Origin of the sequence: Bradyrhizobium oropedii, assembly GCF_020889685.1 — a bacterium.
GTDB lineage: Bacteria > Pseudomonadota > Alphaproteobacteria > Rhizobiales > Xanthobacteraceae > Bradyrhizobium > Bradyrhizobium oropedii.
Genome location: NZ_JACMYO010000264.1, coordinates 1 through 9,271, shown reverse-complemented (window position 1 = coordinate 9,271; position 9,271 = coordinate 1). Strand labels below are relative to the sequence as shown.

The window sequence follows — 9,271 nt, the reverse complement described above, 5'->3', positions numbered from 1 at the left end:
CGGTGGTAGAATGAACTACCCATTCCGCCGCTGGCCGCGCAACGTCGGCAGGCCGATGCCGGCGGCGTCGAAGCCGCCGTCGACGGCGAGGATCTGTCCGGTGATGTAGCTGGCGCGATCCGAGCACAGGAAGAAGATCGCTTCCGCCAGCTCTTCCTCCAGCCCGTAGCGGTTGAGCGGGATGGCGTCGTGATAGTCGGCGCGGATCTCCGGCGTGTGGACAGCCTTGGCCATCGCGGTCTCGACCGGACCGGGCGCCACGCCGTTGACGCGGATGCCGAGCGAGGCGAGCTCGACCGCGAGCTGCTTGGTGAGATGCGCAAGGCCGGCCTTGCTGGTGCCGTAGGCCGAGCGCAGCGTCGAGGCGCGCACCGCCGAGATCGAGGTGATGTTGACGATCGCGCCGCCATGCTCGCGCATCAAGGGCGCGGCCGCCTTGGTGCACAGGAAGGGGCCGGTGAGATTGACCGCCATGATCCGGGTCCAGTCGGCGTCGGAGGTCTCCAGCACCGGCGCGAACACCGCCGTGCCGGCGTTGTTGACCAACGCGTCGAGCCGGCCGAAGCGGCTCGTGATCGCCGCCACCGCCTTGGCCACGCCGGCGGCGTCCGATACGTCGCAGGTCAGCGCCAGCGTGTCGTCGGGCTGCTTCAGGGCCGCGACCGCGCTCTCCAGCAGCGCGCCCTCGATGTCGAGCAGCGCGACGCGCCAGCCGTCAGCGAGAAAGCGTTTCGCGGCGGCAAGCCCGATGCCGCGCGCGGCGCCGGTCACGAGTGCGACTTTGGGCTGAGACGAGGTCATTGTGCGGTCCATTGTTCGGGTTTCGGCTTGGCTGGCAGACAAGGCAGTTCGTCTGCGATCTTTGCCGAGGCGTGTCAACCGACTCGCATTCCAGCTAAATAATCAGCGTGCGAGATGTCGGCAGGGCGGTGTCCGCTTCGTCCTGCGGGTACTGGTTCCATGATGGAGTTCTGATGTCACTGACCCTGCATTACCACCCGCTGTCCTCGTTCTGCTGGAAGGCGCTGGTCGCGCTTTACGAGAACGGCGCAACGTTCACGCCGAACATGGTCAATCTCGGCGATCCCGCCGAGCGGGCGGCGCTGCTCGCGCTGTCGCCGATCGGCCGCTTTCCCTTGCTCCGCGACGAGACGCGCGGCGAGACGGTGCCTGAATCGAGTATCGTCATCGAGTATCTCGACCGGCACTATCCCGGCACCGTCAGGCTGATCCCCGACGATTCGGAGCTCGCGCTGCAGACCCGGCTGCGCGACCGCTTCGTCGATCTCTATGTCCATCTGCCGACCCAGAAGATCGTCGGCGACCGGCTGCGGCCTGCGGATCGCAGGGATCCGCATGGCGTCGCCGTCGCGCGGGCGGAGCTCCGCAGCTCCTATGCGATCCTGGATCAGCAATTGCTGATCCTGGATCGGCAACTCGCGCGTCGCGGCTGGATGATGGGCGAGCAATTCTCGCTGGCCGATTGTGCAGCCGCGCCGGCGCTGTTCTACGGCAACAAGGTCGAGCCGATCGGAGAGGGCCACCGCCATCTGGCTGCCTATCTCGAGCGGTTGAAGGTGCGTCCGTCCTTTGCGCGCGTCCTGAAGGAAGCCGAGCCGTATTTCGGTATGTTCCCCCAGGAAGGCTGAACCAGGAAAGCTGAACCGAGACGGAACCTGACCGCCGGTCCGGTTCCGAAAAATAAATCGCGGCGCGCTGTCGCTTTCGCGCCGTCCCATTCGTCATCTCCCTGAAGCCCGGGTTCTGGAGCACTTCGCGCTCCGGTGCCCGGGCGAATGACGTGGAGACGACATGGCTGCAGCTGGCAACAGTGCGGAGATCATCCGCTCGCTCTTCGCCGCCTATCTCGCCAATGACCGCGCGGGCGTGGAAGCGGCGTTCGCGGAGGATTTCCGCTTCTCGACACCCTATGGCGAGAACATCGACAAGCCGCGCTATTTCGCCGAGTGCTGGCGCGACCCTGGCTGGATCGGCCGTCACGAGATCGAGCGCATCATGGTCGACGGCGCCGAGGCCTTCGTCACTTATCGCTGCGTTGCCCGCGACGGCAAGAGCTTTCGCAACACCGAGTTCTTCGTGTTCGACGGCGACAGGGTGTCGCGGATCGACGTCTATTTCGGTCCGTCGCATCAGGACGGCGAGTTGGTCCGGCAGGAGCGATAAACAGCCCTGATGATGTCGCTCACTCGATCATCGTCTTCGGCGAGCGCGAATTTTGACGAAGGAAGGCTGGCAAATGCCCATAGCAAGTGACAATGGCGGCCTGTCGCAGGCGCGGCTCGGACGCATGCATGACGTGCTGGCGCGCCATATCGAAGATGGCGACGTGCCTGGTCTCGTGGCGCTGGTCAGCCGTCGCGGCGAGATCCATGCCGATGTGATCGGACGCATGGCGGTGGATGGCCCGCCGATGCAGCGCGATACCATCTTCCGCATCGCCTCGATGACCAAGCCGGTGACGGCGGTCGCCGCGATGATCCTGGTCGAGGAATGCCGGCTCAGGCTCGACGATCCCCTCGATCGCTGGCTGCCGGAGCTCGCCGATCGCAAGGTGCTGCGCAGCATCGAATCCGAGGTCAACGACACGGTGCCGGCGAGGCGCGCGATCACGTTGCGTGATCTTCTGACCTTTCGCTTCGGGCTCGGCATGATCCCCGCTTATCCGGCGCGCTATCCGATCCAGATGGCGCTGGCGGATGCGGGCTTCGCGCCCGGGCCGGTGTTTCCGTCGTTTCCGCCGGACGAATTGCTGCGTCGCTACGGCACGCTGCCGCTGGCCTATCAACCCGGTGAACGCTGGCTCTACAACACCGGGAGCCTGATCCTCGGTGTCTTGATCGCGCGCGTCGCCGGAACCTCGTTCGGCGGCTTCCTGCAGGAACGCGTGTTCGAGCCGCTCGGAATGAAGGATACGGCTTTCCATGTGCCGCAACACAAGTTGACGCGGCTTGCGACGGCCTATGCCCGCGATCCTGCGAGCGGCGCGCTGAAGGTGTTCGACGCGCCCGCGACCGGCAAATACGCTACGCCGCCGGCGTTCGAGAACGGCGGGGCCGGGCTGGTGTCGACCGCGGATGATTTCAACGCCTTCGCGCAGATGATGCTCAACGGCGGGCGGCTCGGCACCGAGCGCATCCTGTCGCGTCCCTCGGTGGAGCTGATGACCTCGAACCAGATCACGCCGGAACAAAAACTTGGCTCCGAGTTTTTGCTCGGCACGCGGGGCTGGGGTTTCGGGCTGTCGGTCGTGACCGCGCGCGACGACCTCTGTGATGTGCCGGGCCGCTACGGCTGGGACGGTGGCTATGGCACCTCCTGGTATTCCGACCCGGGCGAGGCGATGACCGGAATCCTGCTGACCCAGCGCATGATGGATTCGCCGCAGCCGCTGCCGGTGTTCTCCGATTTCTGGACGCTCGCCTATCAGGCGATCGATGACTAGCGCGAGGCCTGCGTCAATGACGTCGAAGATAATTTCAATGATCGTGTCGGGAGCGCAAACCCTCCAACGTCTTTCAACCGAGCGCCGGTGTTGTGATCGGCCGAGAGACAACGGAGCAGGACGATGAAGTTCATGGTGATCGTGAAGGCGAACAGCGATACCGAGGCCGGTGTGATGCCGGACACCGAGCTGCTCGCGGCGATGCGCAAGTTCAACGAGGAGATGGTCAAGGCCGGCGTAATGCAGGCCGGCGAGGGGTTGCATCCGACCAGCAAGGGCGCCCGCGTCAAATATGCCGGCGGGCAGGGCGCCGTGTCGCACGGACCGTTCGGCCTGAGCAGGGATCTCGTCGCGGGCTTCTGGCTGATCGAGACCAAATCGCTCGATGAAGCGATCGACTGGATGAAGCGCGCGCCGTTCGGCGGCGGCTCCGAGATCGAAATCCGTCAGGTGTTTACGCCGGACGATTTCGGCGCGGCGCTGACGCCGGAGCTGCGCGAGCGGGGAGAGCGCCTGCGCGCGCAGGCAGGCAAGAAATGACACCCGACGTCATTCCGGGATATCGCCGAGGCGATGCGCCCGGAATACATAACCACCGTCGCAAGTCATGGATTCCGGGCCTGACACGTCCGGGAATGACGAGGGTGAAGATTGCGAGTGCGTCAACAGATAGGGAAATCCGACCAATGCGTTTCATGATGCTGATGATCCCGCTCGGCTACGAGTCCGCGCCGGCCAAGCTCGAGCTCGACCCCGAACGGGTCGCTGCGATGATGCGATACAATCAGGCGCTCAAGGACGCCGGCGTGCTGATCACGCTGGAAGGCCTGCATCCGCCGGCATCAGGCGCGCGCGTCAAGTTCGACACCGGCGAGCCCGTCGTGATCGACGGCCCGTTCACCGAGGCCAAGGAGGTGATCGGCGGCTTCTGGATGATCGAGGTCGCCTCGCGCGCCGAGGCGATCGCATGGGCCAAGAAGTGCCCCGCCACCGCGAACGAGATAATCGAGATCCGCCAGGTGCAGGAGATGAGCGATTTCTCGGAGGAGGTGCAACAGGCGGCCGCCACCTTCGAGCATCCGCAGGGCGGCTGGGGCAAGGCGCTGCGCTGATTTTTGAACACCAGGCGATGCCGCTGCACGGCGGCATCGCGCCACCAACCGATCGTCGAACCACCAACCACCACAACGGAGAAGCATGATGAGCAGCAACACCTTCCTTGCCGTCTATCTCGGCGGCGGTAAAACCGGCGCGCGCATGGAAGCCTGGAACGCGATGCCCGAGGCTGAACGGCGCGCCAAGGAGCAGCAGGGCATGGCGGCGTGGGGCGCCTGGGTCGAGAAGCATCACGACGTGATCGTCGAGATGGGCGGACCGCTCGGCAAGACCAAGAAGGTCGGCGCCGGCGGCACGGCGGACATCACCAATCTGATCACCGGCTTCACGGTGGTGCGTGCGCCCTCGCATGAGGCGGCGGCCAAGCTGTTCGAGAACCACCCGCACTTTGCGATCTTCCCGGGCGAAGCCGTGGAGATCATGCCGGTGCTGCCGATCCCGGGGCGATAGAGCCCGGGGCGCTGGAGCGCCAAACCCACTGTACCTCTCCCGCTTCCCGCGGGAGAGGGCTCCCATCCGGAGAACGAACGTCGGCTTGTTCGATCTACCGACAGGCTGCCTGCATTGATCCGCCCGACATCGCCCTCAAATCATGCCGGCCCAAGCAAATCTGAAAACCCCGGGTAGAGGTCTCGCGCCATGGCGAAGCTCGTCTTCGGATTGAACCAGTCGCTCGACGGCTATGTCGATCATCAGGCTATGCTGCCGGACACCGGGTTGTTTCGTCATTTCGTCGAGCAGGTGCGCGGCGTGACCGGCATGGTGTACGGCCGCCGCATGTACGATGTGATGCGCTATTGGGATGAAGACCTCCCTGGCTGGGATGCGGAGGAACGCGACTATGCGGCAGCGTGGCGGAGCCGGCCAAAGTGGGTCGTGTCGCGCTCGCTGAAGTCGGTCGGACCCAACGCGACGCTCGTCGAGGGGGACCTCGCAGCGGCGGTGCGCGGGCTGAGGGCCCGGCTCGACGGCGAGATCGAAGTCGCTGGACCGGAGCTGGCCGGGAACCTGACTGGGCTCGGCCTGATTGACGAGTATCGAATCTACCTCCGGCCTATCGTGCTTGGTCGCGGCAAGCCGTTCTTTGCCGGCCCCCGCGCGCCGCTCCGCCTCGTGGCGAGCGATCGGCTGGGCGAGAACACGCTCAGGTTGACCTACGTCCCTGCCTAGTCACGCAATGCGCCTGTCGGCTTGGCGAGGAAGTCCTCGACGGCGTTCAGCCGGCTGATCCGTTAATCTTGATGAACCGCCGGCCTGGCCGCTAGTGACCTTTACCGCCGGCTCATGTAAAAGCCGTTCACATGAGCTGGCGCAAGGACCAAGGCCGCGCCGAGCGCGGCTATCATCACGGCAATCTCAAAGAGGCGTTGCTGCAGGCCGCCCTCGACCTGATCTCGAAGAAGGGGCCGGCCGGCTTCACCTTCGCCGATGCCGCGCGGATGGCCGGCGTCAGCCCCGCTGCGCCCTACCGCCACTTCCGCGACCGTGACGAACTGATCGCCAGCATCGCACAGCGCGGCTTCGAGCAGTTCGAGTCCCTCTTGACGCAGGCCTGGGACGACGGCCGCCCCGACACCGTCTCGGCGTTCGAGCGGGTCGGCAAGGCCTATCTCGCCTTTGCGCGTGAGGAGCCCGCGTTCTACTCCGCGATGTTCGAATCCGGCCTGCCGGTCGATTCCAATCCGACCCTGATGGCGGCAAGCGAACGGGCGTTCGCGATCATCCGCGCCGCCGCTGAGCGGCTCGCGGCACTGGCGCCGCCCGGCACACCGCGCCCGCCGGCGATGATGATGGCGCTGCATATCTGGTCGATGTCGCACGGCGTCGCCTCGCTGTTCGGCCGCGGCGATGCCGCGCGGCGCAAGCTGCCGATGTCGCCGGAGGATCTGCTCGAGGCCGAAGTGCTGATCTATCTGCGCGGCCTTGGCTTCCTCACCGATCGCAGGCCGGGAACCGCGGCAGCCGACGAAGAGCCGGCCGGCGACAGATCCGGCCCGTGGGGCAAACCGAAATAAGGTTCAACGACCAAGCCAAAAATAATCCGAGGGGTGCGGCATCTGCTCTGCTTGACTTTCCCAAGGGCTCGGCTATCTATGTAAATGTTATTTACATTCACAACGGCGTGATTGCCGTGATGGAGAAGGAAATGGCCTACACCGCAGATGTCAATCGCTGGCGCGGCCCCGTCGAAGAGCCCTACCGTCCACACTTCTACGCGACGCCGTGGCATCCCCTGAAGATCGCCGGGATCATCCTCGGCTTCATGATCTGGTGGCCGATCGGCCTCGCCCTTCTCTTTTTCACACTCGGGAGCAGAAAAATGGCCTGTTGGAGTCACTACGATCAGGATCGTTGGGCGAACAAGATGGAGCGCATGCAGGACAAGATGGAGCGGATGAAGAGCCGCATGGAGCGCCGCGGCTTCCCGTTCGGCGGCTTTGGCCCGCCCACCAGCGGCAACCGCGCCTTCGACGAGTACCGCCAGGATACGCTGCGTCGTCTCGAGGAGGAGCAGGTCGAGTTCAAGAACTTCCTCGATCGCCTGCGCCACGCGAAGGACAAGGAAGAGTTCGACGCCTTCATGGCCCAGCACAAGACCCGTCCGACCCCGCCGAACGACCAGCCGCCGCAGAGCTGATCACGCGAGGCAAGCACTAAGCCTTCAGGCGATGTGCCCCCATAGAACCTGATGGCCCTGAGCCGCCCGTTTGCGACAAGCAAGCGGGCGGTTTGCATTTTGCAACGGTGATGCCCACTGTATCGTCCGGCAATCCGAACGATGAGGCGAAGATGATGGCGGAATCTGCGACGGCGAGGTCTGACGATCTCTGGTCTGCGATCCGGCGCGAGGCGGAAGCCGCAATTGTCGCCGATCCCTTTCTCGAAGCATCGGCCGCCTTCATCCTCGACCAGGGCGATTTCGGCGGCGCGCTCGCTTTCCTGATCGGCCGGCGCATCGGCCGCGGAGATGCCGACCGTGCGCAGTTCGCGCGCGCGGCCCGCGAGGCCTATACGGCCGAGCCCGCGCTGGTCGATGCCGCGGCCGTTGATTTCACCGCGATCGTGCGCCGCGATCCGGCGATATCAGGCCTGCTGCCGCCGCTCCTGAACTTCAAGGGTTACGTCGCGCTGCAAGCCTGGCGCGTGTCGAACTGGCTGTGGCGGAACGATCGTCCCGATCTTGCGCTATTGATGCAAAGCGCGGCGGCGGATCAGTTGCAGATCAGCATTCACCCGTCGGCCCAAATCGGAACGGCGGTTTTCCTCGATCACGGCACCGGCATCATCATCGGCGCGCTGGCCTCTGTTGGCGACGAGGTCACGATCCTGCAGAACGTCACCATCGCGCGGCATCAGGATGATCCGCGCCACGCCCCGAGGATCGGTCATGGCGTGCTGCTCAGCGCGGGCGCGACGGTGATCGGCAAGCTCTCGATCGGCGACTTCGCCAAGGTCGGCGCCGGCGCGCTTGTCACGTCGGATGTGCCGGCCGGCTGCACCGCTGTCGGCGTGCCGGCGCGGCTGACCAATTGTGCGGAAGCGGGTGCGCTGGCGTAGGGCGAGCACCCTGGCGGGCTCCCCTCGCGTCGTCACGCCGGCACAAGCATATCTGCGAGTTGCGTAAAACTGTCCGCGTGGAGGTCGATCCAGGATTCCGGCGCGACGTCGACCTTCGCCGCCGGCCCGAACTCCAGCGGACGGGCGACGAACGCGGTGCGCATGCCGAAGGCGCGGGCCGCCTTCAGGTCGTATTTGTGGCACGCGACCATCAGAATCTTGTCGGCGGGATAGCCGAGATAGTCGACGGCGAGTTGATACACCGCGGGTGACGGCTTGTAGCTGCGCGCCAGCTCCGCGGTCAGCACGGCGTCGAACGGCAGCCTGGCGTGCTTGACCACCGCCACCACCGCGGCCATGCCGGCATTCGACAATGTCGAGGTCACGAACCGGCCGCGCAGGCGGGTCAGCCCTTCGACGCTGTCGGGCCAGGCGTCGAGCCTGGTCCACACCGTGTTCAATTCGTCGCGCTCATCTCTGGAGAACGCCTCCGAAAGGCCGTGGCGATCGAGCAGCACATCCAGCGCGACGCGATAGATGCGGTCGACCCGGATCCACGGGCGCTTGCCGGCGATCACGTCGTCGAGCGCGGCACGATAGAGATCGCGCCATTCGCTCGAGAGCCTGGCCCAGTCGAGCGTGAGCCCCTTCGCGGCGTTGATGGCTTGCCCCGCACGCAGGATCGGCTGGTAGAAGTCGACGCACGTCCCCTGGATGTCGAACGCGATGGCGCGGATCTCATCGCGCCATGTCGCGGCGCCTGCCGGCTGTATCCCCGTCATCGCGGCCATGATCGATAGTCCTCCGGCAGTCACAAAGCTTCGTCTGGTCAGATCGGGTAGCACGGTTCGGTCCCCGGTTGCTTGTATCGGAAGCGGCGTACCAAATCCTTCGTCAGGTGAGCACGCCACTCAGGCTCCCTCTCCCCTTGCGGGAGAGGGTGGGGAGAGGGGTGGCCCCGGGAGAGATGTACGAGATGTGATCACGCTGGCTCAACCTGCGTAGCGAGCATCGCCGTTTCTAACGGAGAGCGGAGCAAGCGGTACCCCTCTCCCCAACCCTCCCCCGACGCAAGTCGGGCTCGCCCGACTTGCGCAAACTTACGATGCGCAACCGGGGTAGACCCCGGTTGCG

The 9,271-nt window shown here is 65.3% G+C and carries 12 protein-coding genes; 10 read left to right on the top strand and 2 right to left on the bottom strand.

The window, feature by feature from the left end:
* Positions 1–15: 15 nt before the first annotated feature.
* The gene (locus H8A95_RS39470) at positions 16–801 is read right to left on the bottom strand and encodes an SDR family NAD(P)-dependent oxidoreductase (RefSeq protein ID WP_229187957.1); all 786 of its coding nucleotides are present in this window, start codon (positions 799–801) and stop codon (positions 16–18) included.
* A 173-nt stretch (positions 802–974) separates the two neighbouring features.
* Between H8A95_RS39470 and H8A95_RS39465 the strand changes: the two genes are divergently transcribed.
* The 10 genes from H8A95_RS39465 (at position 975) to H8A95_RS39420 (ending at position 8,137) form a co-directional block, all read left to right on the top strand.
* The gene (locus H8A95_RS39465) at positions 975–1,649 is read left to right on the top strand and encodes a glutathione S-transferase family protein (RefSeq protein ID WP_229187956.1); all 675 of its coding nucleotides are present in this window, start codon (positions 975–977) and stop codon (positions 1,647–1,649) included.
* A 163-nt stretch (positions 1,650–1,812) separates the two neighbouring features.
* Positions 1,813–2,184: a nuclear transport factor 2 family protein gene (locus tag H8A95_RS39460; protein WP_229187955.1), complete on the top strand. Its 372-nt coding sequence runs from the start codon at positions 1,813–1,815 to the stop codon at positions 2,182–2,184.
* Positions 2,185–2,257: 73 nt separating this feature from the next.
* A complete protein-coding gene (locus tag H8A95_RS39455; RefSeq protein WP_229187954.1) occupies positions 2,258–3,463 on the top strand; it encodes a serine hydrolase domain-containing protein in 1,206 nt (401 codons plus the stop codon).
* Positions 3,464–3,586: 123 nt separating this feature from the next.
* Positions 3,587–4,003, top strand: a complete 417-nt coding sequence (locus tag H8A95_RS39450) for a YciI family protein (protein WP_229187953.1) — start codon at positions 3,587–3,589, stop codon at positions 4,001–4,003.
* A 146-nt stretch (positions 4,004–4,149) separates the two neighbouring features.
* Positions 4,150–4,575, top strand: coding sequence for a YciI family protein (locus tag H8A95_RS39445; RefSeq protein WP_229187952.1), 426 nt, complete (start codon positions 4,150–4,152; stop codon positions 4,573–4,575).
* Positions 4,576–4,663: 88 nt separating this feature from the next.
* Positions 4,664–5,029 carry a YciI family protein gene (locus tag H8A95_RS39440; RefSeq protein ID WP_163157322.1) on the top strand — a complete coding sequence of 122 codons (366 nt, stop codon included), beginning with the start codon at positions 4,664–4,666 and terminating at the stop codon, positions 5,027–5,029.
* A gap of 189 nt (positions 5,030–5,218) precedes the next feature.
* The gene (locus H8A95_RS39435) at positions 5,219–5,749 is read left to right on the top strand and encodes a dihydrofolate reductase family protein (protein WP_229187951.1); all 531 of its coding nucleotides are present in this window, start codon (positions 5,219–5,221) and stop codon (positions 5,747–5,749) included.
* 131 nt (positions 5,750–5,880) lie between these two features.
* Positions 5,881–6,594: a TetR/AcrR family transcriptional regulator gene (locus H8A95_RS39430; RefSeq protein ID WP_229170721.1), complete on the top strand. Its 714-nt coding sequence runs from the start codon at positions 5,881–5,883 to the stop codon at positions 6,592–6,594.
* 131 nt (positions 6,595–6,725) lie between these two features.
* Entirely contained in the window at positions 6,726–7,217 is a 492-nt protein-coding gene (locus tag H8A95_RS39425) for a DUF2852 domain-containing protein (protein ID WP_207833029.1), read from the top strand.
* A gap of 155 nt (positions 7,218–7,372) precedes the next feature.
* A complete protein-coding gene (locus H8A95_RS39420; RefSeq protein ID WP_229187958.1) occupies positions 7,373–8,137 on the top strand; it encodes a serine acetyltransferase domain-containing protein in 765 nt (254 codons plus the stop codon).
* A gap of 32 nt (positions 8,138–8,169) precedes the next feature.
* Here H8A95_RS39420 and H8A95_RS39415 read toward each other — a convergent pair whose 3' ends face one another.
* The gene (locus H8A95_RS39415) at positions 8,170–8,928 is read right to left on the bottom strand and encodes a haloacid dehalogenase type II (protein WP_229187950.1); all 759 of its coding nucleotides are present in this window, start codon (positions 8,926–8,928) and stop codon (positions 8,170–8,172) included.
* Positions 8,929–9,271: the final 343 nt, after the last annotated feature.